We start from the raw sequence: 26,286 nt of genomic DNA on the forward strand, positions 1-26,286 counted from the left end.
CACCAATTCATTTTCAATCAAAATCTCCATTAATAAATAGCCCTAAATATAGCAGGTGAATTGTAAATCATTTCCCCATTATACATGATCAAATCCTTATACTGCAATGCGCCATCTACTAACTGAAGTTTTTTCCCATGCGGGAAAAATGATATGGGTTTAGTCAATATGACCGCCTCAATTCTTTTTCCAGGAAAGTATGGCCACAAATAATACTTATCCAAATCATCATGCTCATAGGGTTTAAACACGTAATCCACTGGTCTACGCTTGCGCTTTTCAATATCCACAAACTTCAAGCTTGGCACCTCTGAATACGCCTGATAAAACACTTGCTCTCTATTGGGTATAAACCCACCTCTAAGTAAACTTCCTAAACTTCTCATGGTACTAAATATATTAGTAATAGCTGAATTAATTAGTATTGGTAAGAAATGGAAATCAAAAGCTTACTTTTGATAATAAATTAAATTACCTAACTTCATGACTATATTTTAAAATAAAAGAATGAAATATAAGAGGATACCCACTCAATCAATTTTCATAGATAAAATGAACCTAGAAATAGACGATATTAAACTATACCTCAACTAAAATTCAACCAACATGAAAACTCAACTAACCTTATTTTTATCATTACTAGTATTTTCACTTTCAGCTCAAATCCCCGAAGGCTATTATGAAACCACAGCTGGTCTAGATGGTGAAGAGTTAAAAGCAGAACTACACGAAATCATTAACGATCATGTAGTTTACACCTACACAAGCTCCAATACCGATACTTGGGACATCCTCAAACAAACCGATAAAGACCCGGAAGACGGAAGCTATGTAATTGGCTTCTATTCAGGTTTCAAAATGGATGCATCTGAAGAATACAACAGTGGTAATGGCTGGAACAGAGAGCATGTTTGGGCTAAAAGCCGTGGCAGTTTAGGCACAAACAGAGGTCCAGGAACTGACGTTCATAACCTACGAGCTGCAGACATTTCAACTAACTCAGCTCGCAACAACCGCAATTTTGATGAAGCCACAGTTCAATACATAGATGAATCAGGTCAATACCAAGGAGAAACAGAAAGCTACACAAGCTCCTCAGATTGGATATGGGAACCAAGAGACGAAGTAAAAGGAGATGTAGCAAGAATCCTTTTCTACATGGCCACTCGCTATGAAGGAACCAGCGGTGAACCTGATTTAGAATTAAGAGAAGAATTATTAAGTGATGATAGCAACGACCCCTACCACGCTCGACTTTCAGTCTTGCTCGAATGGCACGAAGCAGATCCAGTAGATGAAATAGAAAGAGAAAGAAATGATGTCATCTATTCTTTTCAAGAAAACCGCAATCCCTTTATAGACCACCCAGAATTTGTAGGCCTAATCTGGGGAGGAGAAGAAGCAGACGATATGGTGTGCTGCACTTGGGCTGCGGCAAAGGGTCTCGCCAGCATTGGCTTCAGGCTTTAAATAAGTGTTGCTTTATAAGGTATTTAAAGCCAAAAGCCAACCCCTTCGGGGCAAGTGCTGTCATGCCCCTTGCAGCTTAGCCCAAGTGCATCACGGCAACCTACCTGGTCTGTTCCTTTAAAATTCCGTAAACTCCATTTAAAAGGAACAGCCCCCGGTTGCCAGAGTTAGGCTCGCCTGCGGGCGCCCCCGGGCTGCGGCTTGTCATGGTTTTTAAAAAAAAGCTGTTAGTATTTAATTGGAAAACGGTTACAGCTTTTTTTAACTAAAAACCACGCCAAGCCTTGTTCGCTCCGTTACTCTCCGCTCGTGGCTAGCCCCCGTTTCCTGCGGTCACTCTCGGTCTACCACCCGGGGTCGCACTCGCAGACGGCTCGACACACAGCGGATTGCAAACCATTCCGTAAACTCCATTATTTGCAACCGCTCTTCCTGCGTTCACCTTCCCACATCTTCCCGCATGGTGCCTTGATCAAACTGTAGTGCCAATACGATAGGACGGCATTCCACATCCATTCCCAACTTCCACACCACCCGTTTAAGGTGCGGCTTTAGACCACATTGAGTTTGCCCCAGGAATTTGGATAAACTTCGATTGGAATTTTGCAGGTAAATATTTCTTCAAAAATTAAATAAAAGAGGAAAGCAAATTAGGGATCAATTGCTTTTTCGGCCGCAAGTCCAAGCCCGTTGGGTTTTTTGAAAAATCTCCACCGCAAGCGGTTGTATTTTCCAAAAAAGACTTGCCCCCGAAGCAATTCCCCCTGAAAGAAAAGCTTTCTCTTTTCTTTTTTTTTCTTTTCTCTTTTGAAAATATTTCCCTTGGGTCTGTGCGTTAGTGAGCGGTTGCATTTCATAGCTCAATTCAAATAAATAGGATTCCGCAAATAGTTCTTTTTAAGAAAATTGTGCGCTGAAATTATTATTATAATCAGGATTTCTGATAAGAAATTGAAGCGAGATAAGGTAGTATTTCATAGCTAGATTTTGCAGTATAAGCACAATTTGCAAAAGGCTCTTTACCAGCTTTCCTGCGTCAGGACAGTAGAAAAATCAATCCAAACATAGTGAAAATTACAGGCATGCGGATGAGAAAGATGCAAGAGTTCGCTTTGCCGGCTACAAAAAAAATCTCCACCGCAAGCGGTTGTATTTTTTTTGTGCCGCTCTTGCATCTATCTCACCGGTCCTGTGTGGATGCGCACTATGTTTAAATTAATTTTTAGAGTGCGCATCGCCAGCCGGTGGTTGGTGGCGTACGTTCGTCTTCGTCCAGCGTTTAGTTTAACGCGGTTTAGTGTTCAGTCTGAAGGTTATTATTTCCTTCGGTTTTTGTGGTTTGAGATTAATTTCTCGCCATTGCCGTTTTAGTTTTATTGCCTGGTGGGTTTAGCCTGCCAGGCTTTTCTTTCATGATATCATTAAGAACCTAAGGTAGTAGAACGAATTAGGGTATCAGTCCCAAATACCAACAGTCAAGGTTGGATATTAAGCCTTTACAGTTCTCAAAATTTTTCTTAAATTAAGGCATGAAATACATTATATTTATTATTCTATCTCTAATAAGTACATCGATATTCTTTGGTGCTTTGGAATTATTATTTGAATTCCTTCAAGGTTTAGGTTTAATATGGAAAATTGTTTCTCTTGTAATAATAGCACTTCTTTTCGCATGGAGAATTATGGTTTTAGTACCATCATTAATAAATGGATTTTTACTCTTACTAGTAAAAGATAAATCATTTGGTAAAGGGGTTTTAAATAGTTTTAATGTAATAGGAGCGATTAGTACATCAGTGATAATATGGCAGAAAAGTGACCTTAGTACTGCATCAATTATTAATAACTTAATTTTTACTGTTATACTTCTTATTTATATTAATGAAGTCTACAAAATATTGGCCATTTCAGCTAACACCCAAGAAGTACTAGCTTCGGAAAATAGACAAAAAAAACCGTAGCTATAAACTACGGCCTTTCTTATTGATTTTCTTGACCACCCATTTCATGGCCAAGGACATACAAAAACTAACTAATGCTCCGACAGCTGCCAAAATGCAAGTCTTGATAATATCAGCACTTTGCAGATTGACCAGCACGGTGAGCAATGTTCCCCCAGCTGTGCCCGCCTTACCGTGGACTTGCATCTCCTTTGTTTTTTACCTCAGGCAGTGGAGGAATTTTGACCTCATCATCCACTGTCACCTGACTGACCGCAGTCAGGACACTGGCGCCAACGGTCAGATATCCTGCAACTGTGATTAAGCCAGCTGGCAAAGTGATGGGCGCTCCTAAAATAGCACCTCCTGCAGCTGCCAATATCAAACCGACTGTCCGCAATTTTCTAAACAATTTTGGAGTGGGCTTTTTCACCCTTTCTAAAATATTCATAGTTGATTTCTCTTTAATAGTGATGTATATATGATTCTGTTCCTCTTGAGCCTCTTCAAAGACTTCTAAAAGCCTATCCATGGCTTCACCCGATCGGATTCCTTTTCCTATTCCTGTCAGCTCCGAGACTGGTGCAATGCAGCCTTCTAGTTCTGTTCGCGCATCATTCGCAGGATGGATTAAAATCCAACTCCTTCCAGGAACGCTCTTCAATATCAGATGGAATCCCCTTTCATGGGTAATCCTCTTTTCCATTAGATATCTCCCCTCAGGGATACAACTAATAAAAGGCTGATTCTCTTTCCACGGAAGTTCAATGGTATGGCAGATTTTTTCACTGCCATACCTTAAAATTCCATTTGTTCCGCCTGACCTATAATATCGAATAAGTTCAAAACTCATTACCCAATTCTATAAAGGTCCAGGAATGGTATTGTTAATCTCCACCAATGCAAGGGCATTGAATGCACCGTTTTTAAGCGGGTACATAGTCCCATTCACCTCCTGAAGGAATTCTACTCCAAAAAGCAAAAAGATAGGTTCTTTTCCACCAGAAGGAACTGTAGCTGTTAAAGTAATTGCAGCTTCAGTTTGAGGACCAATAGCAATTTCACTGCTTTCATCAGTGCCCAGACTGAACGTTTCCTCTGCAAAATCCACTTTACTTGCGGCTGATACCAATCGCATATGCGATGCGCCTGATGGTGCTGCAAAAGTGTTCTGTGGAATAAATCCCGGAATATTTACCGTTGCTTCACCAGTTGCTCGATCAATAGCAGCCGAAAAAGGCGCATACATGGTCGCATTCAGTTTTCCGCTTTGATTGAACTCAAAGCCCTTCAGTATTTCAATATCACCGTCAGTAGCCATTCTTTCGCCTCTATCGTTGGATGTATCGCTTTTCACGACCTTCACCATTTCTCGAGTCATTCGGCTGGCCACTCGGCCATCAGCAGCTTTCAAAAGCAAAGGACGAACAGAAGTTCTCAAAAGCCGTCCAGCTTTTCCAGCTCTCCCAAATTCAGCGCCATTTTCTCGAGTCCTTTGGAAAGCTGGATCATTCTTCATCCGCTCTTTGTCAATGCCTCCTTTTTCCCTAGCCAGATAGCCATCTTTCGTTTTGTAAAAAGACAGATCCCCGATCTTGCCTTTCAGTTTGATTATTCCTTTTTGTCTTGCCATAATTGAAAAATATATTTGATGAGCAGGCAAAGTATTCTCTCAAATAGCGTTTGTCAAAAACTGACTTCCGTCAAAGGTCATGTTGTCTTAATTGGTAATTATTGTCGGTATAGCTTTCAAGAAATTGGCTATATTAGTGTATAGCATCCTTATGGATACAGTATAGATAAAGTATGAAGTAATGATATTAAAAAGAACCGTCATATACCCAAAGGATATTCAGCGCATAACAGGTAAGAGCGAACGCACCGGAAGAAGGTTATTAGAGAAGATTCGGGAGAAAAGAGGAAAAGAAAAACACCAGCTCATAACAGTTTCCGAGTTCGCAGATTACACTGGAATAGATGCTGAAACAGTCCAAGAATACCTCACAGATTAAGCCAAATATTTAGGTTCTAATCCAGAAATTTCTCGCCTTTTATTCATAAAATTTGCCCTTTTTTGCGTATATTTAATATATCAAAGAAGAGTTCTTTGGCAGTTTTAGCTTCAAAAGTAGCCTACAAATGGCGGTTATTTCAAATAAATAATTTGTGCCCTATTTGTGCCCCTTTTAAAAGGAACAAAAGCAACTTTCTATAAATCAGTAAGATACATAAATGGCATGTGATCCTGAACGGATCACTATCCAAGCCTTGCAATCTGTTTTGCAAGGCTTTTTTTTATGTAAAAATTTTATCTGAATTCTAACGGAGTGCTATTTATAAATTCAGAAAAGTATAGGGCTTAAATTGATTTCAGGACGAGAAAAGAGTATGAAAAAAGCCTATCCAAATTCATTGATAGGCCTGTATTTTCATTTTGTAATTCTGTTTAGCAGATATTAGAATGTTAGATCTTAGCTGAGCCCAACCAATGTAATTCCGTCTCCGCCTCTTTCTACATGCTCGTTTCTCAACGATTTAACATAATTATATTGTCTTAAATAGTCTCTTATAAACTTTCGCAAAATCCCATCGCCTCTTCCGTGCAGTATGCTGACTTCACCATAGCCTAGCACCATGGCATCATCAACGAATCGGTCCACCGCTTGGATCGCCTCTTCTGCGCGCAGTCCTCTAACATCTATTTGATGTTTGAAATTCGTGCTTCGCTCTATCATTCCAGTAGATGATCCAGAGTAGGTTTTCTTCTTTTCTTTTTTGATCGCGGTATTGGACATCCGTTCTAATCGATTAAGCTTTATCTTGGATTTAAGCTCTCCTAGCATAATTTCAGCTTCTTTTTGTCCTAAAGCTAGCACCTCACCAATCGTATCTTGATCTTTTATTTTTACAAAATCTCCCACTTTAATACTGCCTTCTGCAGGTTTGTAACTTGGTTTGCTAGGTTTGTTTTCTTTCTTTTCAGTAGAAAGCGCCATTTTTTCATCGTAATCACTAAGTTGTTTACGAGCTTTTTTAGTGCGTTCTTTTTCAGCTTGCGATTCTTTAATTTCTCTAATGGCTTGCTCCACTCTTTTATTAGCTTCCTTAATAATAGATTTAGCTTCTTGCTTTGCTTCTATGATGATTTGCTTTTTTTGAGTTTTTAGAAATTCATTAAGCTCGTCATAGTCTTGGGCGCTTTTTTCAAGGTGGCCCTCTCTTTTTTGAATTTCTTTAATCTTATTCTCGAGCTCTCTTTTTTCTTTTCCTAACTGGTTGAGAAGTTTGTCATAATTGACCCGCTCTGTCCCAATTTTACTTTTAGCTTTATTCAAAATAGTAGGAGGGATGCCCATTTTTTCAGCTACTTCTATGGCAAATGAACTTCCTGGCTTGCCAATTTCTAATTCATATAGTGGCTCCAGGTTGCGTTCATCAAATTTCATAGCCCCATTGATGACATTCTGGTTTTTTACTGCAAAATTTTTGATGTTGTCGTAATGTGTAGTGATGACTCCAAAAGCCTTTTGAGCGTACAATTCCTCTAATATTGATTCTGCTATTGCACCTCCAAATCTGGGCTCAGTGCCTGTTCCGAATTCGTCAATCAAAAACAAGGTTTGTTTATTAGAATTCAGAAGGAAATTTTTCATGTTTTGGAGATGAGAACTATACGTACTCAAATCATTTTCGATGCTTTGCTGATCTCCTATGTCGATAAATAGATTTGAAAATATGCCACACTTACTGTCTGGATGAACAGGAATGAGTAAGCCACATTGCAACATAAATTGCAAAAGCCCCACGGTTTTTAAAGCCACTGATTTACCCCCTGCATTAGGTCCTGAAATAATTAGAATTCTTTTATCCCCTTTCAACTGGATGGACAATGGAATTACTTTCTTGTTGTTTTCAGCTAAACTCAATTTCAGTAATGGATGCTCAGCATTTCTATATTCAATTATTCTAGAATTTTCTAACTGAGGAAGCACAGCACCAATTTTTTGAGCAAATCTTGCTTTGGCCCTAATGAAATCTACTATGGCTAAAAACCGATAGGCTTTTTCCAGATTTTCTAGCTCAGGTTTTACCAATGCGGTCAATTGGGTCAAGATTTTAACAATCTCCCTGCGTTCTGCGTACTGCAGTTCTCTTACTTCATTGTTTAGTTCTAAGGCTTCAGTAGGTTCAATATAAACCGTTTGACCAGTACCTGATTGATCGTGAATAAAGCCTTTTACTCTTCTTTTGTACTCAGCTAGGACAGGGATCACAATTCTTCCGTCACGGACGGTTATAGAAGCATCTTCAGGAGTGTATTTATTGGCAGAGGCTTGTTTATAGATTTTTTCGACTTGCCTTCGCAGCTGTGCTTGTGCTTTGAATATATCGCTTCGAATTTGCTGCAGTGCTGGACTTGCATTATTTCTTAAACTACCTCTTTCATCGATTTTAGCATCAATGGCTTTGTATAAGGCTGGTTCAAGATCTACTGCTTTTCTCAAACTAAAGAGATGGGGATACTCTTTTTCAAATTCATCAAAAAAAGAAATGCAATCTAATATCGTTTTTAGACTTAGTTTCAAATCAAAAAATTCTTCTTCTGTGAAGAAAGCGCCATTGACTTTAGCTCTTTTTATAAAATGGCTTACATCTATGAAGTTTCCTGAAGGAAAATATTCTCCTGATTGAAAAATTTTCAGAAATTCGTTAGTTTGCAATAGGAGAGGTTCAAGCTTTTCAAATTTTCGGATGAAAGCCATTTTTTCCACTATAGCTTGACCTAAATTACTGCTGCACTCAGCAGATATCAATTCTCTTATTTTATCAAAACCAATTCTTTGCTCAAAATCCAGGGGTAAAATCATAAACGTATTGAGGCTTTACTTGCTCTTCTTTTTTGCATTTTCTACTTGATCTCTAAGGCTTACCGTATCGATAACGATATCGTAAACAGCTTCTAATTTATCGGGATGATCGAGGTAATATTTAAAACTTTCTTTATAAATAGAGTCAGTGGTATTGTGATCATCAAAAATTTTTAATTCGTAGTGTTTTAAAACTACTTTTGCCGAATCTAGGGTTAAACCAATATTGGCTGCTTTATGTTCTGCTAAATAGATATCCGAAAGAATTAACGCCATTTTTTCAGGGGGTAATATACCTTTTGGCTGTTCTTCTTTTCCACTACAGGAAACTATTGTTAATATTGCGATGATGTAGATAAGTTTTCTCATTTTTATATTAATATTACAATTGGCTTCATCAAATTCGTTGCCAATTATATTTTTGTAAACTGATAATGACATTTATCGTTATCTTTTTCGTTTGCGTCTTATGGACTGCAAAATTAACAATTTAAAAGACCTATTATGAGGGAGCTGTTTAAAAAGCTTCGAAAATATGAAATAAAAATCCGGAAAGCGGTTAATAATCAAATGCAGGGAGACTTTCATTCTGTGTTTAAGGGCTCCGGATTAGAGTTTGATGATGTTCGTCCTTATCAATATGGGGATGATGTGCGAACTATTGACTGGAATGTTTCTGCAAAAGGACATGGTACATTTGTTAAAACCTTTAAGGAAGACAAAGAGCAAAGTGTTTACTTTCTGATTGATGTAAGTGCTTCGCAGGAGATTGGATTGGAGGGACAGCAAAAATCTGATATCGCCAAAGAGATAGCGGGAATTCTGTGTATTTCAGCATTAAAAGAGGGTAGTCAAGTAGGTATGGTCGGTTATTCCGATGAACGAGAGTTATATGTTAAGCCTGGAAAAGGACAAAAGCACGGATACTATGCAATCACTAGACTTTTTGATTTAAAGGCAAAATCTTTAAAAACCAGTCTAGATAAAGGGCTTTCTTATCTCTTAGGATTAGTGAAAAGAAGAAGTGTTATATTTCTTATTAGTGATTTTGTGGATGAAGGATATGAACATCATCTAAAAGCCTTGGCTCGCAAGCATGACTTAATAGTGATTCACATCAAAGATAAGTTGGAAACGGATTTACCAATGTTGGGTATAGTTCCGATCAAAGATAAAGAGACTGGCAAAACCAGGTGGGTGAATACTTCAAGTGCTACTTTTAAAAAGCATTTTCAGCAAAAAAACAAAGACTATTCAGCCGAATTACATGATATTTGTAAGCGTAATCAAGCAGATTATTTGCTTATTGATACGCAAGAAGACTATACAGCAAAATTAATCAAACTATTTAAAATCAGGAATTTAAGCAAGAAAAAAGCATGAAGAAATACGGGTTGAGCTTAATTTTCAGTCTTGCAATTATTACTAATTTATTCGGGCAACAAATTAAGCCTAAAGGACAATTTATTCAGGACAGTATGGCCATTGGTGAGCCAATACAGTATAGCTTGAGTGTGCGTTATCCTGCTGAATTTCAAATATTAATGCCTGATTCATTATTTAATTATGCTCCATTCGAATACGCTACTAAGCAGTATTTTCCGACTAAATCGGATAGTATTCAGAGCTTTGATAGTGTAATTTATACCTTGTCATCTTTTGAAATTGATAAGGTTCAAATGTTAAAGTTACCTATTTTCCTTATTCAGGGCGAAGACAGTACTGCAATTTATGCTGATGAGGATTCTTTGTTCTTAGAAGAACAAATTCAAGTGGTAAGTGATAGCCTCAAAATGAAAACTGATGCCATCATTACAAAACTCGATAAGGACTTTAATTATCCTTACTTAATAGCTTTTTTGATTGCAGTTGGTATTGTGCTTTTGCTGATATTCATTTTCTTTGGAAATAAACTAAGAAAAAAATGGCGAATTTGGAGGCTTAACAAACGCCATACGAAGTTCAGGATTTCATTTGAAGGTAAATTATCTACAGTAGGAGATATACCCGTGGAGAAAATTGAAAAGTTGCTCTATATGTGGAAGAAGCATGCAGAATTTGTGTCAGGCTCACCATACGCAAAACTGACTAGCAAAGAGATCAATCAGATGCAGGAGCATAAAGAATTGTATGAGAATTTGAAGTCTATTGACAAAACAATTTATTCTTCGAAAGGAAGAGAAAATGCTACGGAAGCTTTTCAATTCCTTTTGAATTATGCAGATGTTATTTTAGAAGAACGAATTAAAGCAATCGCAAATGGAAAGTAATAACTGGTGGAGTTTCGATTGGTTTACTCCTGAAAGATTGAGAGCTTTTGAATACGAATTCCCTTTAGCATTATATGCTATGATTGCCTTGCCTATCCTTTATGTAATAGTGGAGTGGTTGAAAAGTAGGTTTAGCCCAAAAGTACCAGTTGCTTTCCGTGGAGAAGGAATTGCTTTTCAAATGTCTTCTATTCTCCGGTTTATTCCTTTAATTCTTCTGCTGTTTTCTGCAATCTTAATGTTGTTAGCGCTGGCTAGGCCCCAGCAAACTAATGAGCGTGTTGAGCAATGGACAGAAGGGATTGACATTATGTTAGTGATGGACATATCTGAGTCCATGAAGATTCAGGATTTCACACCCAATCGATTGGAAGCTGCAAAGCAAGTGGCTAATGATTTTATTGATGGCAGATTTCAAGATCGAATAGGATTGACCATCTTTAGCGGGGAAGCTTACTCTTTATCTCCTTTGACTACTGATTATAAGATGTTGAAGAACCAGATTTCTGATATTGATTTTAAAATGATGGAGGCATCAGGAACCGCAATAGGTAGTGCTTTAGCCGTTGGAACGAACAGAATGAGAGAATCAGATTCTAAATCGAAAGTGTTAATTCTACTTAGCGATGGGGATAGCAATGCAGGTAACATTGATCCAGAAACTGCTGCGAAATTAGCCAATGCCTATGATATTAAAATTTATACCATTGCCATCGGGAAAGAAGGAAAAGTGCCTTATGGAAAAGACTTCTTTGGCAGAACCCGATATATTGAAAATTCAATGGATGTAACAGGATTAAAAAATATAGCAGAAATAGGGCAGGGTAAATTTTACAGAGCAACAGATAATCAAGCACTAGAAGAAGTGTTTAGTATTATCGATGAATACGAAAAAGCTGAAATCAAAGAAACTCGTTATAAGGACACCAAAGATTATTATGATGTCTATCTGAAATGGGCCATCGTTTTTTTTCTATTATGGATGCTGACCAAATCAACTTATATTTCCAACGTTTTGGTAGATTAGCAAGTACAAATATCTGACATCCAAAGGCGTCCAGCACAATCGTTTTGTTGGTGCCTTTCTTGGATCTTGCTGGTTTTGTTCCTAGAGTCATCGTAACATTCTAATCGATCAGAAGGAAGGTTCAGATCTTTATTAAAATAGTTAAATCAGTCTAGTACCAGTACAAAAATTGCATATATTTTGTATCCGTCAGACCGAAATATTCAAATTTTTCAAGCTACCCAAACAGTCTTTTGATTAACAAATTCCTTGATTCCCATTTCGGACAGTTCTCGACCATAACCGCTCATTTTGACTCCTCCAAAAGGAACTGCGGGATGAGAGGCCATGAGTTTGTTGATGTAAACAGCTCCGCTTTCTACCTCTCTTACAAGCTTCTTGGCTTTTTCTATGTCTTTACTCCATAAAGAACCACCTAGTCCAAACCTGGAGTCATTGGCTAACTCTATCGCATGTTTTTCATCATTGGCTATTAAAATCACAGCTACAGGGCCAAATAATTCTTCTTCATAAGCTGGCATTCCAGGTTTTACGTCAGTTAGGATGGTAGGGTCAAAAAATGCTTTGTTTCTATTTCCACCTATAAGAATTTTCGCCCCTTTTTCTACTGATCTCTCTACCTGATCTTCTAATTCTTTTGCTAAGTCTTCTCTGGCCATTGCGCCATAATCAAAATTATCATCTGCCGGGTCTCCAATTTTGATATTTTCAAATTCGACTTTAAAATAACTCAGAAATTCATCTGCAATAGATTTTTCCAAGATAAAGCGTTTAGCAGCTATGCAGCTTTGGCCATTGTTGATCATTCTGGCCTTAGCACCTGTTTTAGCAGCTTCTTTGATATCAGCATCTTTTAGAACAATGAAAGGATCACTGCCGCCTAATTCTAAAACGGTCTTTTTCAGGTTTTTACTTGATCTCTCTGCTACTTTGCTTCCCGCTTCTTCGCTTCCCGTTAAAGTAGCTGCCTTCACTCGGTCATCATCTAAGATCATATTGACTTTAGAAGATGAAATTAAGAGCGTCTGAAAACAACCTTTGGGAAATCCAGCATCCAGTAGAACTTCTTGTATAGCCAATGCACATTGTGGTACATTGGAGGCATGCTTTAGTAATCCTACATTACCTGCCATTAAATTTGGTGCCAGGAAGCGGAATACCTGCCAAAAAGGGAAATTCCAAGGCATCACAGCCAAAACAATTCCGATAGGATCGTGGGCAACATAGGCTTCACCCTCGGGGACATCTAAGATTTTATTGGAGAGAAATTTTTCAGCATTACCTGCATAGTAACCACAGGCTAAGGCACATTTTTCAATTTCGGCAATAGCTTCTCTTTTTGCTTTGCCCATTTCGATTGTCATCAAGTTAGCATACTGTTCTTTTCGATCTCTGAGTAGAACAGCCGTTTTTAGCATTAATTCCTTTCGATGTGTAAAATTGGTTTTTTTCCAGTCCAAGTAAGTGTTTTGAGCTAAGTCAATCTTTTGTGATATTTGACTCTCAGTTTCTTCTTCAAAAGTTTTTACTACTTCGTTATTGAATGGATTTCTGCTTTCAATAGCCATAATAGATTTTCGTTTAGTTCAAAAAAATCATCTGATCACTTTATTTGCATGAATTCCTGCTGCTATGAGCGCAAAGGAAGGTGCAAATAAAACGCCAACAAATGGTATTAGTATAAACAGGTTTAAAGCCAAACCGTTACCTAAAACCAAACCTTTATGTATAAAAATTTTTTGTAAGCTCGATTTCACACTTAATTGGAAATATTCATTTCTATAATCGAGCATGGAAGCTCCGAAGAAAAAACTTTCTGTTAGAAAAATCAAAACAAGGAAAGCGGGAGCAAGAAAGGGTATAGCAATACTTGCAAGGATCAAAACAATATAAATTATAATATTAAAAATGATTAGGACTATGCCCATTATCATTCCACGTCCTATTTCAGAAACTAATCGAATCAAGTTAATTGATTTCTTTTGTCGAAGTAGGATGTTTTGAGTCCGCTCTGAAAGGATGGCTAGAACAGGTGCAAAGATAAGTAGGATTATGTATTTGTAAAGATTTATATAAATTGAAACCAGAAGGAGCCTTATAAAAATAGAGGTAAGAATTTGGAGGATATTACCCCATTCTTCCCAATCGCTCGGAAAATTGAATGTTGAGTAGATTAATTCTATTAATCTCCCTGTATAGATCCAAGCAAATACACCAACAAAAATAAATGCAAAAAGATTGAAGAAAGCAGCACTCAAAACAAAGCCTTTCAGCTTGTGAATCTTCACAAATTGAAAGGCTTCATAATAAGCGAGGGTCGACTGGCTAAACTCCTGAAAAAATCTTTTCATTTTTCTACAGGAAAATTTGCCGCTTCCCAAGCTTGCATTCCTCCCGTAATATTTTTTACGTTTTTGAACCCAGCCTCTGTCATCAAATCGGCCGCTTTTTGACTTCTACTTCCTGATCGACAAATCACATAGTAGGTTTTTTCTTTATCTAGTTTTTCGATAGAAGTAGTGAATAGATCTGTTTTCAAAACATCCAAATTTTGACTTCCGGAAATTTTACCTTCAGCATACTCTTGTGGAGTTCTGACATCTAAGACAAGCTGTTCGTTATCATCCGTAAATTCAATCGCATGCAATTCGCCTACTGTCATATTCTTTTGCGCGTTGCTTTGAGAACAAGCTGCCATAAGGAATACTGATATTGTAATAGAGATTAAGATTTTCATATCATTGATTTTAATTCTAATTTACAAACGTAATACATTAAAAATATTTCACTGTATCAAAGGTTACTTACTAAATAGAGCGAAATTCAATATCTAATGTGAATTCCCGACTTCTAGTCTCTAAAAATTAACTCAATCCACTCGTTCAATCTTAGCTCCTAAGGCATTTAATCTAGTATCAATATTCTGATATCCTCTGTCAATTTGTTCTACATTATGAATAGTACTTTCACCTTCAGCCGATAGAGCAGCTATTAATAAGGAAACTCCAGCTCTAATATCCGGTGATGTCATAGATATACCCCTTAAATTAATTTGTCTATCGAGGCCGATGACTGTAGCTCTGTGCGGATCACACAAAATGATTTGAGCTCCCATATCGATTAATTTATCCACGAAAAACAATCGGCTTTCAAACATTTTTTGATGTACTAAAACTGTTCCTTTCGCTTGTGTCGCTACAACTAGTACAATGCTTAACAAGTCAGGAGTAAAACCAGGCCAAATAGCATCGGCAATAGTCATGATAGAGCCATCAATAAAGGTCTCAATTTCGTAGTGCTGCTGAGATGGAATAAAAATATCGTCCCCTCTAAATTCCATTTTAATACCAAGCCTTCGGAAAGTTTCGGGAATGATCCCCAAATGTTCTATCCCAGCATTTTTGATGGTGATTTCAGATTGTGTCATAGCAGCCAAGCCAATGAAACTCCCGATTTCAATCATATCCGGGAGCATAGTATGCTCTGTTCCTTTTAATTCTTTTACTCCCTCAATATGAAGAAGATTTGAACCTATGCCTTCAATTTTCGCTCCCATTCTCACCAGCATTTTACAAAGCTGCTGTAGATAGGGTTCACAGGCAGCGTTATAGATGGTAGTTTTACCTTCTGCCATAGAAGCGGCCATTACTATATTAGCAGTACCAGTAACTGAAGCTTCATCTAGATGGATGTATGCACCTTTTAAACTGGAGGCATCTATGTGATAGAAATTCTTTTCTGATTCAAAAAGAAATTTTGCTCCTAGTTTCTGAAATCCAATAAAATGGGTGTCGAGCCTCCTTCTGCCGATTTTATCTCCTCCCGGTTTAGGGATCATGGCTTTTCCAAATCTGGCAAGAAGAGGTCCTAGAAGCATTATCGAACCTCTTAAGGAAGCTGCTTTTTTCGTGTATTCAGCAGTCCCGAAGAAATCAAGATTGACGTTTTTTGCCGTAAATTCGTAACTTTCCTCTCCAATTTGTTTTACTTCAACTCCTAAGTCTTTCAATAAATCTATTAACTTATTGACATCAACAATATTAGGAACTTTGTGAATAGTAACTTTTTCGGGAGTCAATAATACAGCGCAAAGAATTTGTAAAGCCTCATTTTTTGCGCCTTGAGGGTGAATTTCACCGGAGAGTTTTTGCCCTCCAGTAATTTTAAATGATGCCATTGATTAATTTCGTCTTCTTTTCGGGTTATTACCTTTGCTAGGTCTTTTTCCTTTATTATTATTATTTCTTGGCCGGTTATCCTTAAAGATGGCATCAAAACCATTAGTAGCTTTTACATGTTCAATATCAACAGATAATTTGCCATCCGACAATTGTTTGATGTTATCAGCTATCGCTTCTTCGGTTACATTATCTCTATTCCAAGTAGTGTAAAAAGTCTTCATTAAGCGGCCAATATAATATACTGCTGCTTGCTTTTCTTCTTCCTCTTCAATGCTTATGGCTTTTTCAACCAATAATTCTATATTTCTTCCATAATGCTTGAATTTTACTTCATCTGTAGCATATTTCACCGGTTGTGGCTTTTTTCCTAGAACCTCTTTTTCCGGCATCGGAAAAGGACTGTCAACATCCAAATTGAAATCTGACATGATATATAAGTCATCCCAGTATTTCTGCATATTGTCATTATTGTGGTCTTTTGGTCCGCTGCTCAACTGCTTTATCAAGTCTACAACCGTATAGGCCATTTTATTGCGCGTTTCTTTATCTTCAACAGTGCGCAAATGTTTGACCAACATTTGGACATTGCGTCCATATTCTTTTAATTTCATTTCCGGTCTTTGGGTATTATAATCTAACATAGTCTTAGCTTATTCTTTCACAAAGGTAGAAAATTAGAAATAAATAACAGGCATTACAATCTTAAGTAGAAAAATAAAGTCCTCAGCCTTGAAAAAAGCTTTACAATCACTTTTCATCAGCCAAATCTTAAAGCTTATATAAAATTGATTGACATATTAAATAGAATTAACCATTTTTGAAATTCAAGTAAAACCAAAATATAATCATTATGAAGATAAATTTTTTAGGATTAATTATGGCCATGTTGATCAGTTCTACTGTTGCTTTTGGGCAAGTAAAAGATCGTTGGCAACAAGCTATTAATTATGAAATGGAAATCGATATGGATGTGGAAACACATCGATTTGAAGGGGAGCAAAAAGTGGAATACACCAATAACTCACCCGATCAATTGGATAAGGTATTTTATCATCTCTATTTCAATGCATTTCAGCCCAATAGTATGATGGATGTTCGTTCCAGAACGATTAAAGACCCGGATAGAAGAGTAGGCGACAGAATAAGTAAGTTAGATGAAGAGGGAATAGGCTATCAAAAGATAAAAAGCTTAAAGCAGAACGGAAAAGCCGTTGATTTTGAAGTGGTAGGAACAATTCTTGAAGTGGACTTAAACCAACCGATCAAGTCAGGAGAGACGGTTACATTTGAAATGGAGTTTGAAGCACAAGTACCTGAGCAGATTAGAAGAACGGGTAGAGATAATGAAGAAGGTATTAGTTACTCGATGGCGCAATGGTATCCTAAGATGTCTGAGTATGATTACCAAGGATGGCATTCTAATCCTTACATAGGAAGAGAATTTCATGGTATATGGGGAGATTTTGATGTAAAGATCACAATTGACAAGGATTATATTTTAGGTGGAACAGGTTATGTTCAAAACCCTGAAGAAGTAGGACATGGATACCAAAAAGAAGGAACAGACGGAGGGAAAGGTAAAAAAGGAAAGTTAACCTGGCACTTTAAGGCTCCTCAAGTGATTGATTTCATGTGGGCTGCAGATCCTGATTACAAACACGTGAAAGCCCAGGTTCCAAATGGACCTGAATTACATTTCCTTTATCAGGAAAATGATAAAACTAAAGAGAACTGGGAACAGCTACCAGAATATACTATAAAAGCATTTGAGTATATGAATAAAACGTTTGGTGAATATCCTTACGAGCAGTATTCAGTTATTCAAGGAGGAGATGGAGGTATGGAATATCCAATGTCGACATTGATTACAGGGGAAAGAAGCTTAGGAAGTTTAGTAGGAGTCACTGTGCATGAAATGTTTCACAGTTGGTACCAAGGAGTTTTGGCTTCAAATGAATCATTGTACGAGTGGATGGATGAAGGTTTCACCTCTTTTGGTGCAGCTGAAACTATGAATGCGATTATGGAACAAGGTCAAGAAAATCCTCAGTCAGGAAACTATAGAGGATATTTGGCACTAGCAGAAAGTGGTTATGAAGAACCAATGAGCACTCATGCTGACCATTATGTAACTAATTTTGCATATGGAAGAGCAGCTTATTCAAAAGGTGCTACTTTTTTAGGCCAGTTAAGATATATTATTGGAGAAGATGTTTTCTATCCCGCTATGAGAACTTATTTCAATGAGTGGAAATTCAAGCATCCAAATGACAATGATTTTATTAGGGTTATGGAAAAAGCTTCTGGTTTAGAGCTAGATTGGTTTAAAGAATATTGGGTTTATTCTACCAAACAGATTGATTACGGAATTAAATCTGTAATAGAAAATGAAGATCAGACCTTCGTTACTCTAGAAAAAATAGGTAAGATGCCTATGCCTTTAGAAGTTTCTGTTACTTATAAAGATGGTAGCAGCGAATTGATTTATATTCCTTTAAGAATTATGAGAGGAGAAAAATCTTTTGATGATAATGCTAATATTAAAACGTTAGCAGACTGGCCTTGGGTTTTTCCAACTTATACTTTTGAGTTAGCTCAATCTGCTTCTAATATTGAAAGCATGATTATAGATGAAAAGCAGGGTATGGCAGATGTAGATAGAGAAAACAACTCTTTTGATTCAGAAAAGCATTTAAAGGCAACTTTCGATAAATAATTCAATTTCTTTGTAAAAAAGTCTTTACAGTAAATCCAAAAAGCGATGAGCCTTCGTAAATTGGGAAAACTGTAAAGACTTTTTTATTATGGATAATCAAAACACAACTAATGCTGTCATCCAATGGAAGCAAATGTTCAGTTTACTAGCACTTTATGCTTCCGTTATCATCGGTTGGATTGCCTATCATAGATATCAGCCCGCATTACTTGATACTTTTAATATGACAGAGTTTGAGCCAATGTTAATATGGGCACAAGCTATTATTTTGATCATTACACCCCCACTAGCAGGCTATTTAGGAGATAAATATCGTAACAGATTAGGCAATAGATTACGAATTATAACGCTGGGAGTGAGCTTTGCTGCTATGATATTTATGACGGTTGCTTTTACCCTAATAGTGAATCCCCCACAATCATTTGTCATTTATGCGTTGCCTGTCTTAGTGATTCTTTGGCTTTTTGCTATGAGTCTATTTACAAGCCCAGCAATTTCAACTATCGAAATGTTTAGCCCTAGCACCAAATTACCTATTACAGTAGCGGCCTTAACAATTACTTCTGATTTACTCTATTCCTTAGAACCTGTGATCGTGGATATTATCGATTTTTTAGGAGGAGCAGCAACATTTGCAGTGGGAGGGATCATTGTTTCTGTTTCGGGCTATTTATTAAGAAAGTACTCACTCAAAGTGACAGTAGAAGGACAAGAAACTAGACCTGATGATTTTAAACCGAAAACAAAAATGGGAAGAGTAATCATTTTAGGAGTTGGAATGGGATTGTTTTCTGGAATAATTATAGAAGTTTTCCCTGATTATTTAGATAGATTAAAGTCGATCATGGGCATGAGTGGACAGTGGGTGTCTTCTCTAGTTTTGATTCTTACTGCCATTTTCTCGATTATAATCAGTAGAAAGGTAACAAAGGATAATATTTTAAAACTCTTACTGATTGGTTTGGTGTTTGCTGGCGTCAGCACAGTTGGGATCTTTACCATCCCTAGTAATGTAATCATAATATTTGCTTTGGTTATTTTTGCAGTTTTTTATGCTATGGTTAACGTTACTGCCTTACCCTTAGCATTGCAGAATACAAGCGTTAAACAAAAAGTATTAGGCGTAGGAGTATTTTTCTGTGGATTTGAAATTCCGAATAGTGTGATTGACATTGTTTTACTATAGTCCGGGAGAAATGCGCAAAAGCCAATTTTTAACACCTTGAATAATCGATATGAACATAAAAAAACCTGTCAAGATTTATTTTGACAGGTTTTTGCAATTAGAATGTTCTTCTCTATTAAGAACTAGGTGAGTTAATATAATCTAAAAATTCACGTCTAGTAGCTTCATCATTAAATTTTCCGCCAAAATATGATGTACCAGTTCTGCTGTTTGTATCACCTACACCTCTGGAAGAAACACACATATGGTTCGCATCCATTACTACAGCCACGTCCTCTGTCTCCATCACTTTTCTTAGTTCTTCTGCAATCTGTACAGTCAAACGCTCTTGAACCTGAGGTCTTTTAGAAAAATATTGTACAATTCGGTTAATTTTTGAAAGACCAATTACTTTTCCACTTGAAATATATGCAACGTGTGCCTTTCCATAAATAGGTACAAAATGGTGTTCGCAATGTGAGTAGAAGGTAATATCTTTTTCTACTAACATTTGACTATACTTATATTTGTTTTCAAAAAGCTTAGGCTGAGGTTTATTTTTAGGATTTAAACCACTGAAAACTTCTTTCACATACATTTTAGCAACTCTATTGGGAGTTCCCTTCAAGCTATCATCACTTAAGTCCATTCCCAATATGTGCATGATTTCTTTAAAATGTTTGGCAATCATCTCCATTTTAAGATCATCGTCCATTTCGAAGGCATCTGCTCTCAAGGGGGTCTCGAAGTTTGAGGCTACATGGTCATCGCCCAATTCATCAAAATCATTCATATTATCTAAATCCTTATTTTTATGCGGGGTATTCAACATAGTTTCTTTCCGTTTCGTACAACTTAATTTTTAATTCCTTGTCAGGATCAATTTCACCCCTCAATAAATTAAAAATTACAACAGCAATGTTTTCAGCGGTCGGATTAAGATTAGAGAATTCTTTAGTATCCAAATTCAAATTTTTATGGTCAAATCTATCCAATACTCTTTCTTTGATCAAATCGCTGAGCACTTTCATATCCATCACATATCCTGTATCAGGGTCTGTTTCTCCTGTTACTTTAACGATAAGTTCATAATTATGACCGTGAAAATTGGGATTGTTACATTTTCCGAAAACCTCTCGGTTCTCCTCTTCCGTCCATTTCGGATTGTTTAACCTATGGGCGGCATTAAAATGTTCTTTCCTGAAAACTGCTACTTTCATTAAAATTTATTTATCAAAGGTGAAATATACGGCAATAACACGGAAGAGTTTGAAGTGTTTAATAAAAATATAAAAAAGTTAAACGGAATTAGGTCAAGTTTTGCGCTTTCAATTTTTTGAGTCTGAATTCGAATCACTTTATAAAATTAGCTTAATCCATTAGCTCTTTCACATTTAGCTCAATTTTATCGGATAACTCTTTAGTCGGTAAATCATTGACATCTCCTCCAAATGGTTCTTCTATTTCTTCAGCTATTAATTCCACGCTTACCAAAATAAAGAATACAAATAGTACAATAGGAATCGTGATATAATGGAATTCAGTGATAAAGGCCAAAGGAAGCGTTACGGTGTAAGTAAAAACGAATTTCTTGATGAACATGCTGTAGGAATAGGGGATAGGGGTGTTTTTTATTCTTTCGCAACCGCCTAAAATATCTGAAAACTCTTTCATTTCTTTATCTAGCATCAAAAATTGATTAGGTGTTAAATTACCGGATTTTAACAACTGATTTAATTTTTTGTAAATTAAAGCTGTTAAAGCATTTGGAATGTGGTCTTTTTTCTCCAGATATATAACGATTGCTTTGTCTGTGATTTTTAGATTCTTGATTTCCACACCTTTTCTTAAGTGATCTTTCAATGCAAAAGCGAAAGCAGGTATCATTTCCTCGAAAAATCTTCTATCGTCTTTGTTTTCTACAGAAAGCATTGCATTTAACTTTGAAGCCAAATTCCTTGAGTTGTTCAGTAATAAACCCCATAATTTTCTGCCTTCATACCATCGATCGTAAGCAGAGTTTACTCTAAACACCAAAAATAAACCCAGTACAATCCCTAGAAGTGAATGAACTACTGTGGTGCTGGTAAATTCTAATTGAAAATAATCTTCAATCAAAAAGGTAACAACAGCAGTGTAGATTGCCATTATAGTCAAAAATGGAAGTAGTGTTCTGACTACCTGACGACTATAGGAATGAAAAATAAGGCCGAACCAGTTTTTTGGATTATATTTAATCATGTTCTAAACAAATTGAGAGAAAAAGTGATATTATGAATGCAATAATATAGCAATTTGTACTCAGATTGAATTTTCCTTAATAAATTTATTGTTTTAACCTCTTCTATAGCTATTCATTAGATGAAAAATCTACTTCTACTTTTATTTACTTTCCATTTCTCCTCCCTTTATTCTCAAATCTCACCTGAAAATATTGATATAGTGCGTGATCAGTGGGGAGTGGCGCATATTTATGCTGAAACTGATGCAGAAGTGGCCTATGGATTAGCATGGGCGCATGCTGAAGATGATTTTAAAACTATCCAATCTACATTGACTGCGGGAAAATTGATGGCGGGTCGACAATTCGGAAAAGATGGAGCAGGAATCGATTTCTTTACCCAGTTTATTGGTGCTCCTGAACTAGTGGAAGCAAAAAAAAATGAACTGTCTACTGAATTTTTAGCTTTATTGGATGGCTACATTCAAGGAATAAATGCTTACGCATTAACCCATACAGAAGAAGTATTACACCGAAAACTGTTTCCTGTGAACCAGGATGACCTTTTGGTGGCCTTCGTTCTTTCTTTATCTGCCATGAATGGAGCTGATAAGGTTTTAGGCGATATTGTAGCTAATAAGTCATTTAATAATCCTTATGTAGGAATTGGCTCGAATGGTATTGCCATAAGCAAAAGCAAAACGACTAGCGGTGAAAGCTTTTTGGCTGTTAATTCCCATCAACCTTTTGAGGGACCTGCCAGCTGGTATGAGGTACATATGCATAGTGACGAAGGACTGAATATGCTTGGCTCATTGTTCCCAGGCAGCCCTACCATTTTTCATGGAGTGAATGAAAATTTAGGCTGGGCACATACAGTCAATCATCCCGATAAAATGGATATTTATCAGCTACGCATGCATCAAGATCATAAGAATCACTATTATTTTGACGGGGAAGTTTTGCCTTTGGAGAAACGTAAAGCCAAATTGAAAGTTAAAATATGGGGTTTAACGATTCCTCTGTCTAAAACCTATTACAATAGTGTTTATGGCCCCACTTTAAAGAATGAAAATGGATATTTTGCAGTAAGCTTTAGTGCTAATCGAAATTTGAAAGCTATTCAGCAGTGGTATGAAATGACTAAAACCCAAAACCTAGATGAATTTCAATCTGTAATTTCTCGGTTGGCCTTACCTGACTTCAATGTGGTCTATGCTGATCGAGATCATCACATCTACTATGTTAGTAACGCCAAACTACCTGTTCGTAATCCTCACTATGATTGGAAAAGTGTATTGCCTGGTGATACATCAACAACATTTTGGACTGAATATCATTCCTATGAAGATTTACCTAGTTATACCGATCCGCAGGCAGGCTATTTATTTAATATGAACAATTCGCCATTTAATGCCACAGGCAAGAAAGAAAACCTGAATCCGGTAAAATTCCCATCAGAAATGGGCTTTTCATTAAAGGATAACAACAGAAGTATTCGTTTTCAAAACCTGATGAGTAAAGAACTGAAATTGAGTTATAAAGATTTCAAGAGGATAAAATTTGATATTCAATACCCGGATGAATTTCAATTTGAAGAAGATGTCAATATCATATTTAAATTAAAGACTAGCGATTATCCTGAAATCGAGAAATACCTGACCTTATTACAAAATTGGGATAGAAGAGCAGAAAAAGAAAGTGTTGAAGCAGGATTAATGAAAGTATTGATTAATAATGCTAAGGGTCAAGAAATCGATAGTGCTACTGCTATTGAAATAGTAAAAACTTCGCAGGCTCAATTAATAGAGGAGTTTGGTACTATTCAAGTACCCTTAGCGAAATTACAAGTCCATAAAAGAGGAGATGTTGAAATAGCAATTGATGGATTGCCAGACGTGATTGCGCCCATGTATACTCAGAAAATGGGAGAGGGCTTGAAGGAAAAGACTTATGTAGGAGAATCTTATATTTTACTGGCTCAATTTGGTGAGGGGTTGCCAAAATTAGAATCCATCATGCCTTATGGAGCATCTTCTAAGCCTGAAAGTCCGCATTATACGGATCAAATGGAAATGTTTGTGAATAAAGAAATGAAACCAATGACTTTAGATAAAGAGGAGATTTATAAAAATGCAGCTAGGATATATCATCCTCAGGTTGAATGACAGTTTCCATATAGTGTTCCATATCGAATTTAGATAAGACTGTAGTCTTTTTTAGGTACAAAGGATGCCTTGGGTGACCTGCTTTTAAGGGCTCTCCAGCAGATAACCATTGACAATCGTAAAATTGACTCATATTAAAAATATCTGATAGACAGTGCTTTAAAAAAGGTCTTGAATCAAAAAGATTTCCCCATGCTGCCCATATAAATACCTCATTCTCTTCAAGATAGGATTCAATGATCTCTAGATTCTCTTCATGGTATTTCTTTTCAATTTTGTGATGAAGCAAATTTGGATCGGCACTTCTTTGAGGATAGAGGTTGAGCATAATCCAGCTATCAAAGTGATTATGGAAGGCAATTCTTTCCACTGAAGAGACTGTACCGTCATATTGTTCTGGACTAGCCTGACTAGGATTAACACCTATGCAGAGCAAGGTTTTTTCTCCTCTTTTACCTAAAGAATACCGGTAATTTCCCGTTTTTTCTGTGTCATAAATCCAGTCCATAGTCTAATATAAGCAATATTTCAAAAGTAATGTAAATAAAACTTGACATTTGTAGTTCTTTGGTTTTTCTTTGTGTAAATAAAACTTTACTTTTAGACAATAGAACATTACATTATGGTGACTAAACAACACATTATGGAGACAAGTAACTGGCAAGAGCAGAAAAAGAAAAACATCAAAAATTTAGCAATTTGGACAGTGGGATGGGTCCTAACGATGGCATTGGTTACCTTTGGCCCTAAATTCATTTGGGAAGGAAATCAGCTGCTGACCTATTTAGCCTTTTTTCTTAATTTAGGTCTCGGGGTCGGAATGATCTTCGCCAACCGAAATCATATAAATGGTTTAGATGAGCTAGATAAAAAAATCACTTTCGATGCCATGGCAATTGCACTTGGAGTAGGAGTGATTGGCGGATTAAGTTTTTCAGTGATGGATATTACCAATATGATAGGCTTTGATGCAGAGATATCATTTTTAGTAATACTTATTTCCATTACCTACTTAATAGCAATGGTGGTAGGAAAATTTCGATATAAATGAAAAATCGCGTTAAAGTATTAAGAGCTGAGCATAATATAACGCAAGCTGATTTAGCCAATTCAGTGCAAGTATCGAGGCAAACCATCAATGCCATTGAAAAGGAGAAGTTTGATCCTAGTTTAGATTTGGCATTTAAACTGTCGAAGTTCTTTTCAAAGTCGATTGAAGAGATATTTGAATATCATAATAAGTAGTTTATTAAGAATACTTGAAATCATATAAACAATTTAAATGCAAGTATTAGTTTTGCTTTATGCTTTCAATATTTAAAAAGCCTCATCCATTTATATTCAATTCCGGGAGTATTCTCATCCCCGGAATTTTCACTTTTCTGCTGATTTTGCTTTTTAGACCACTGGGATTTAATAGTCTGCCGCTCAATTATGTTGTAGCTTTTGCATTAGGCTTTGGCTTGATTGCTTCAATATTGGTTTGGTTTACAGTCAGGCTTTTGCAATTTATCGTGCCTAAATCGATGGAGGAGGATAGCTGGACTTTAGGAAAAGAGGTTCTACTGATATTTACAGTGCTGGTTCTTATAGTATTAACTATCTTCATTATTTTTTTCAGTATCAATGTTACAGAGCATGGTCCCTGGGAGCTATTTAAAATGGTTTTCATCAAAACACTTTTATTTAGTGCTTTCCCTATTCTTTTTATGGTCTTATTTGAGCAGTACAATTATCAAAGGAAACAACTCAAGGAAGCTGAAAAGTTGAATCAAAAAGTAAAAGCAGAAAATGGAGATGTGGATGTTACTCATTCCATTACTGCTGAAAATGGCCAGATTGCTTTACAGTTAAAGACTATTGAAATTCTTTGGGCGCAGTCAGATGGTAATTACCTAGAATTATTTTATTTGAATGAAGCAAAGGAAATCAAGAAAGAGCTCATTCGAAATAGATTAAAAAACTTGGCCGAGCAACTTCCCAATGATACCTTTTTCCATTGTCATAAAAGTTTTCTCATTAATCTCCATCAGGTTCAGAAAGTTCAGGGTAATGCCAGAAACTTTGAAGTAGTGCTTAGATATGGCAGTAATCCCATACCTGTAGCAAGATCAAAATCTTCCGAATTAAAGGAAAAAATCAATCGTCCTGAATAGATGCTTCCTTTTCATACCTAATCGTTCCCCTTAATACCAAACAGCACTCAATTTGCTCAAATGCTGATTTGATCAATCATATTTGCTTCATCATTCACAAACAC

General features: G+C 36.5%; 26 protein-coding genes. 12 read left to right on the plus strand and 14 right to left on the minus strand.

From position 1 onward, the window contains the following. Positions 1-29: 29 nt before the first annotated feature. Complete coding sequence (locus B9Y84_RS01520; protein ID WP_085515327.1) at positions 30-386, minus strand: hypothetical protein; 357 nt, start codon at positions 384-386, stop codon at positions 30-32. 220 nt (positions 387-606) lie between these two features. Between B9Y84_RS01520 and B9Y84_RS01525 the strand changes: the two genes are divergently transcribed. Together B9Y84_RS01525 and B9Y84_RS01535 are read left to right on the plus strand one after the other, a co-directional pair. Beyond that, positions 607-1,470 carry an endonuclease I family protein gene (locus B9Y84_RS01525; protein ID WP_085515328.1) on the plus strand — a complete coding sequence of 288 codons (864 nt, stop codon included), beginning with the start codon at positions 607-609 and terminating at the stop codon, positions 1,468-1,470. Positions 1,471-2,999: 1,529 nt separating this feature from the next. Further along, positions 3,000-3,431, plus strand: coding sequence for a hypothetical protein (locus B9Y84_RS01535; protein ID WP_085515330.1), 432 nt, complete (start codon positions 3,000-3,002; stop codon positions 3,429-3,431). 169 nt (positions 3,432-3,600) lie between these two features. On the opposite strand, the gene B9Y84_RS20965 is transcribed toward B9Y84_RS01535, so the two are convergent. Both B9Y84_RS20965 and B9Y84_RS01550 read right to left on the minus strand, forming a co-directional pair. Next, positions 3,601-4,263, minus strand: a complete 663-nt coding sequence (locus tag B9Y84_RS20965) for a DUF5675 family protein (RefSeq protein ID WP_085515332.1) — start codon at positions 4,261-4,263, stop codon at positions 3,601-3,603. Between the two features lie 9 nt (positions 4,264-4,272). Then, positions 4,273-5,043 carry a hypothetical protein gene (locus B9Y84_RS01550; RefSeq protein WP_085515333.1) on the minus strand — a complete coding sequence of 257 codons (771 nt, stop codon included), beginning with the start codon at positions 5,041-5,043 and terminating at the stop codon, positions 4,273-4,275. Between the two features lie 181 nt (positions 5,044-5,224). Between B9Y84_RS01550 and B9Y84_RS01555 the strand changes: the two genes are divergently transcribed. Beyond that, a complete protein-coding gene (locus B9Y84_RS01555) occupies positions 5,225-5,422 on the plus strand; it encodes a hypothetical protein (protein WP_085515334.1) in 198 nt (65 codons plus the stop codon). A 459-nt stretch (positions 5,423-5,881) separates the two neighbouring features. Here the strand turns inward: B9Y84_RS01555 and B9Y84_RS01560 are convergent, their stop codons facing one another. Continuing rightward, the gene (locus tag B9Y84_RS01560) at positions 5,882-8,278 is read right to left on the minus strand and encodes an endonuclease MutS2 (protein WP_085515335.1); all 2,397 of its coding nucleotides are present in this window, start codon (positions 8,276-8,278) and stop codon (positions 5,882-5,884) included. A 15-nt stretch (positions 8,279-8,293) separates the two neighbouring features. Further along, entirely contained in the window at positions 8,294-8,719 is a 426-nt protein-coding gene (locus B9Y84_RS01565) for a DUF4296 domain-containing protein (protein WP_085515336.1), read from the minus strand. Between the two features lie 63 nt (positions 8,720-8,782). On the opposite strand from B9Y84_RS01565, the gene B9Y84_RS01570 reads away from it, so the two are divergent. From B9Y84_RS01570 to B9Y84_RS01580, 3 genes are read left to right on the plus strand one after another with little or no spacing between them, the layout of a single operon-like run. Continuing rightward, positions 8,783-9,661 carry a DUF58 domain-containing protein gene (locus B9Y84_RS01570; RefSeq protein WP_085515337.1) on the plus strand — a complete coding sequence of 293 codons (879 nt, stop codon included), beginning with the start codon at positions 8,783-8,785 and terminating at the stop codon, positions 9,659-9,661. After that, positions 9,658-10,548 carry a hypothetical protein gene (locus tag B9Y84_RS01575; RefSeq protein ID WP_085515338.1) on the plus strand — a complete coding sequence of 297 codons (891 nt, stop codon included), beginning with the start codon at positions 9,658-9,660 and terminating at the stop codon, positions 10,546-10,548. The genes B9Y84_RS01570 and B9Y84_RS01575 overlap by 4 nt, the downstream gene beginning before the upstream one ends. Next, positions 10,538-11,575 carry a vWA domain-containing protein gene (locus B9Y84_RS01580; RefSeq protein WP_085515339.1) on the plus strand — a complete coding sequence of 346 codons (1,038 nt, stop codon included), beginning with the start codon at positions 10,538-10,540 and terminating at the stop codon, positions 11,573-11,575. The genes B9Y84_RS01575 and B9Y84_RS01580 overlap by 11 nt, the downstream gene beginning before the upstream one ends. Before the next feature lie 212 nt (positions 11,576-11,787). Here the strand turns inward: B9Y84_RS01580 and B9Y84_RS01585 are convergent, their stop codons facing one another. The 5 genes from B9Y84_RS01585 to B9Y84_RS01605 form a co-directional block, all read right to left on the minus strand. Continuing rightward, positions 11,788-13,143 carry an NAD-dependent succinate-semialdehyde dehydrogenase gene (locus B9Y84_RS01585; RefSeq protein ID WP_085515340.1) on the minus strand — a complete coding sequence of 452 codons (1,356 nt, stop codon included), beginning with the start codon at positions 13,141-13,143 and terminating at the stop codon, positions 11,788-11,790. Positions 13,144-13,170: 27 nt separating this feature from the next. Further along, positions 13,171-13,926: an EI24 domain-containing protein gene (locus B9Y84_RS01590; RefSeq protein WP_085515341.1), complete on the minus strand. Its 756-nt coding sequence runs from the start codon at positions 13,924-13,926 to the stop codon at positions 13,171-13,173. Beyond that, entirely contained in the window at positions 13,923-14,312 is a 390-nt protein-coding gene (locus B9Y84_RS01595; protein ID WP_221406400.1) for a rhodanese-like domain-containing protein, read from the minus strand. Before B9Y84_RS01595 ends, B9Y84_RS01590 begins: the two co-directional genes overlap by 4 nt. A 132-nt stretch (positions 14,313-14,444) precedes the next feature. Then, positions 14,445-15,752 carry a UDP-N-acetylglucosamine 1-carboxyvinyltransferase gene (murA, locus tag B9Y84_RS01600; RefSeq protein ID WP_085515342.1) on the minus strand — a complete coding sequence of 436 codons (1,308 nt, stop codon included), beginning with the start codon at positions 15,750-15,752 and terminating at the stop codon, positions 14,445-14,447. A 3-nt stretch (positions 15,753-15,755) separates the two neighbouring features. Beyond that, on the minus strand, positions 15,756-16,397 hold the full coding sequence (locus B9Y84_RS01605) for a DUF4290 domain-containing protein (protein WP_085515343.1): 642 nt from the start codon (positions 16,395-16,397) through the stop codon (positions 15,756-15,758). Between the two features lie 209 nt (positions 16,398-16,606). On the opposite strand from B9Y84_RS01605, the gene B9Y84_RS01610 reads away from it, so the two are divergent. Together B9Y84_RS01610 and B9Y84_RS01615 are read left to right on the plus strand one after the other, a co-directional pair. Continuing rightward, entirely contained in the window at positions 16,607-18,472 is a 1,866-nt protein-coding gene (locus B9Y84_RS01610) for a M1 family metallopeptidase (protein WP_085515344.1), read from the plus strand. 88 nt (positions 18,473-18,560) lie between these two features. Next, positions 18,561-19,658, plus strand: a complete 1,098-nt coding sequence (locus tag B9Y84_RS01615) for an MFS transporter (RefSeq protein ID WP_085515345.1) — start codon at positions 18,561-18,563, stop codon at positions 19,656-19,658. Positions 19,659-19,773: 115 nt separating this feature from the next. On the opposite strand, the gene folE is transcribed toward B9Y84_RS01615, so the two are convergent. The 3 genes from folE to B9Y84_RS01630 form a co-directional block, all read right to left on the minus strand. Continuing rightward, positions 19,774-20,469, minus strand: a complete 696-nt coding sequence (folE, locus tag B9Y84_RS01620) for a GTP cyclohydrolase I FolE (RefSeq protein ID WP_085515346.1) — start codon at positions 20,467-20,469, stop codon at positions 19,774-19,776. Continuing rightward, a complete protein-coding gene (locus B9Y84_RS01625; protein WP_085515347.1) occupies positions 20,450-20,857 on the minus strand; it encodes a 6-pyruvoyl trahydropterin synthase family protein in 408 nt (135 codons plus the stop codon). The genes folE and B9Y84_RS01625 overlap by 20 nt, the downstream gene beginning before the upstream one ends. Positions 20,858-21,008: 151 nt before the next feature. Continuing rightward, positions 21,009-21,878 carry a bestrophin family protein gene (locus B9Y84_RS01630; RefSeq protein WP_085515348.1) on the minus strand — a complete coding sequence of 290 codons (870 nt, stop codon included), beginning with the start codon at positions 21,876-21,878 and terminating at the stop codon, positions 21,009-21,011. 120 nt (positions 21,879-21,998) lie between these two features. On the opposite strand from B9Y84_RS01630, the gene B9Y84_RS01635 reads away from it, so the two are divergent. Continuing rightward, the gene (locus tag B9Y84_RS01635) at positions 21,999-24,026 is read left to right on the plus strand and encodes a penicillin acylase family protein (RefSeq protein WP_085515349.1); all 2,028 of its coding nucleotides are present in this window, start codon (positions 21,999-22,001) and stop codon (positions 24,024-24,026) included. Here the strand turns inward: B9Y84_RS01635 and B9Y84_RS01640 are convergent. Further along, positions 23,998-24,534: a DUF1643 domain-containing protein gene (locus B9Y84_RS01640; protein WP_085515350.1), complete on the minus strand. Its 537-nt coding sequence runs from the start codon at positions 24,532-24,534 to the stop codon at positions 23,998-24,000. The genes B9Y84_RS01635 and B9Y84_RS01640 overlap by 29 nt on opposite strands. A gap of 135 nt (positions 24,535-24,669) precedes the next feature. On the opposite strand from B9Y84_RS01640, the gene B9Y84_RS01645 reads away from it, so the two are divergent. From B9Y84_RS01645 to B9Y84_RS01655, 3 genes are read left to right on the plus strand one after another with little or no spacing between them, the layout of a single operon-like run. Beyond that, complete coding sequence (locus tag B9Y84_RS01645) at positions 24,670-25,077, plus strand: hypothetical protein (RefSeq protein ID WP_085516015.1); 408 nt, start codon at positions 24,670-24,672, stop codon at positions 25,075-25,077. Beyond that, complete coding sequence (locus B9Y84_RS01650; protein ID WP_085515351.1) at positions 25,074-25,271, plus strand: helix-turn-helix transcriptional regulator; 198 nt, start codon at positions 25,074-25,076, stop codon at positions 25,269-25,271. The genes B9Y84_RS01645 and B9Y84_RS01650 overlap by 4 nt, the downstream gene beginning before the upstream one ends. A gap of 59 nt (positions 25,272-25,330) precedes the next feature. Continuing rightward, positions 25,331-26,182 (plus strand): LytR/AlgR family response regulator transcription factor, encoded by an 852-nt coding sequence (locus B9Y84_RS01655; protein WP_085515352.1) that lies wholly within the window; start codon positions 25,331-25,333, stop codon positions 26,180-26,182. Positions 26,183-26,286 lie beyond the last annotated feature (104 nt).

It is taken from the genome of Marivirga sericea, from assembly GCF_900177665.1.
GTDB lineage: Bacteria > Bacteroidota > Bacteroidia > Cytophagales > Cyclobacteriaceae > Marivirga > Marivirga sericea.

Coding starts and splice junctions, on each gene's coding strand:
- B9Y84_RS01560 (WP_085515335.1), bottom strand. CDS start 8,278: ATGATTTTACCCCTGGATTTTGAGCAAAGAATTGGTTTTGATAAAATA.
- B9Y84_RS01520 (WP_085515327.1), bottom strand. CDS start 386: ATGAGAAGTTTAGGAAGTTTACTTAGAGGTGGGTTTATACCCAATAGA.
- B9Y84_RS01630 (WP_085515348.1), bottom strand. CDS start 21,878: ATGATTAAATATAATCCAAAAAACTGGTTCGGCCTTATTTTTCATTCC.
- B9Y84_RS01605 (WP_085515343.1), bottom strand. CDS start 16,397: ATGTTAGATTATAATACCCAAAGACCGGAAATGAAATTAAAAGAATAT.
- B9Y84_RS20965 (WP_085515332.1), bottom strand. CDS start 4,263: ATGAGTTTTGAACTTATTCGATATTATAGGTCAGGCGGAACAAATGGA.
- B9Y84_RS01640 (WP_085515350.1), bottom strand. CDS start 24,534: ATGGACTGGATTTATGACACAGAAAAAACGGGAAATTACCGGTATTCT.
- folE (WP_085515346.1), bottom strand. CDS start 20,469: ATGTTGAATACCCCGCATAAAAATAAGGATTTAGATAATATGAATGAT.
- B9Y84_RS01580 (WP_085515339.1), top strand. CDS start 10,538: ATGGAAAGTAATAACTGGTGGAGTTTCGATTGGTTTACTCCTGAAAGA.
- B9Y84_RS01610 (WP_085515344.1), top strand. CDS start 16,607: ATGAAGATAAATTTTTTAGGATTAATTATGGCCATGTTGATCAGTTCT.
- B9Y84_RS01535 (WP_085515330.1), top strand. CDS start 3,000: ATGAAATACATTATATTTATTATTCTATCTCTAATAAGTACATCGATA.
- B9Y84_RS01585 (WP_085515340.1), bottom strand. CDS start 13,143: ATGGCTATTGAAAGCAGAAATCCATTCAATAACGAAGTAGTAAAAACT.
- B9Y84_RS01575 (WP_085515338.1), top strand. CDS start 9,658: ATGAAGAAATACGGGTTGAGCTTAATTTTCAGTCTTGCAATTATTACT.
- B9Y84_RS01615 (WP_085515345.1), top strand. CDS start 18,561: ATGGATAATCAAAACACAACTAATGCTGTCATCCAATGGAAGCAAATG.
- B9Y84_RS01550 (WP_085515333.1), bottom strand. CDS start 5,043: ATGGCAAGACAAAAAGGAATAATCAAACTGAAAGGCAAGATCGGGGAT.
- B9Y84_RS01555 (WP_085515334.1), top strand. CDS start 5,225: ATGATATTAAAAAGAACCGTCATATACCCAAAGGATATTCAGCGCATA.
- B9Y84_RS01625 (WP_085515347.1), bottom strand. CDS start 20,857: ATGAAAGTAGCAGTTTTCAGGAAAGAACATTTTAATGCCGCCCATAGG.
- B9Y84_RS01655 (WP_085515352.1), top strand. CDS start 25,331: ATGCTTTCAATATTTAAAAAGCCTCATCCATTTATATTCAATTCCGGG.
- B9Y84_RS01590 (WP_085515341.1), bottom strand. CDS start 13,926: ATGAAAAGATTTTTTCAGGAGTTTAGCCAGTCGACCCTCGCTTATTAT.
- B9Y84_RS01525 (WP_085515328.1), top strand. CDS start 607: ATGAAAACTCAACTAACCTTATTTTTATCATTACTAGTATTTTCACTT.
- B9Y84_RS01635 (WP_085515349.1), top strand. CDS start 21,999: ATGAAAAATCTACTTCTACTTTTATTTACTTTCCATTTCTCCTCCCTT.
- B9Y84_RS01565 (WP_085515336.1), bottom strand. CDS start 8,719: ATGTCATTATCAGTTTACAAAAATATAATTGGCAACGAATTTGATGAA.
- B9Y84_RS01645 (WP_085516015.1), top strand. CDS start 24,670: ATGGAGACAAGTAACTGGCAAGAGCAGAAAAAGAAAAACATCAAAAAT.
- murA (WP_085515342.1), bottom strand. CDS start 15,752: ATGGCATCATTTAAAATTACTGGAGGGCAAAAACTCTCCGGTGAAATT.
- B9Y84_RS01570 (WP_085515337.1), top strand. CDS start 8,783: ATGAGGGAGCTGTTTAAAAAGCTTCGAAAATATGAAATAAAAATCCGG.
- B9Y84_RS01595 (WP_221406400.1), bottom strand. CDS start 14,312: ATGAAAATCTTAATCTCTATTACAATATCAGTATTCCTTATGGCAGCT.
- B9Y84_RS01650 (WP_085515351.1), top strand. CDS start 25,074: ATGAAAAATCGCGTTAAAGTATTAAGAGCTGAGCATAATATAACGCAA.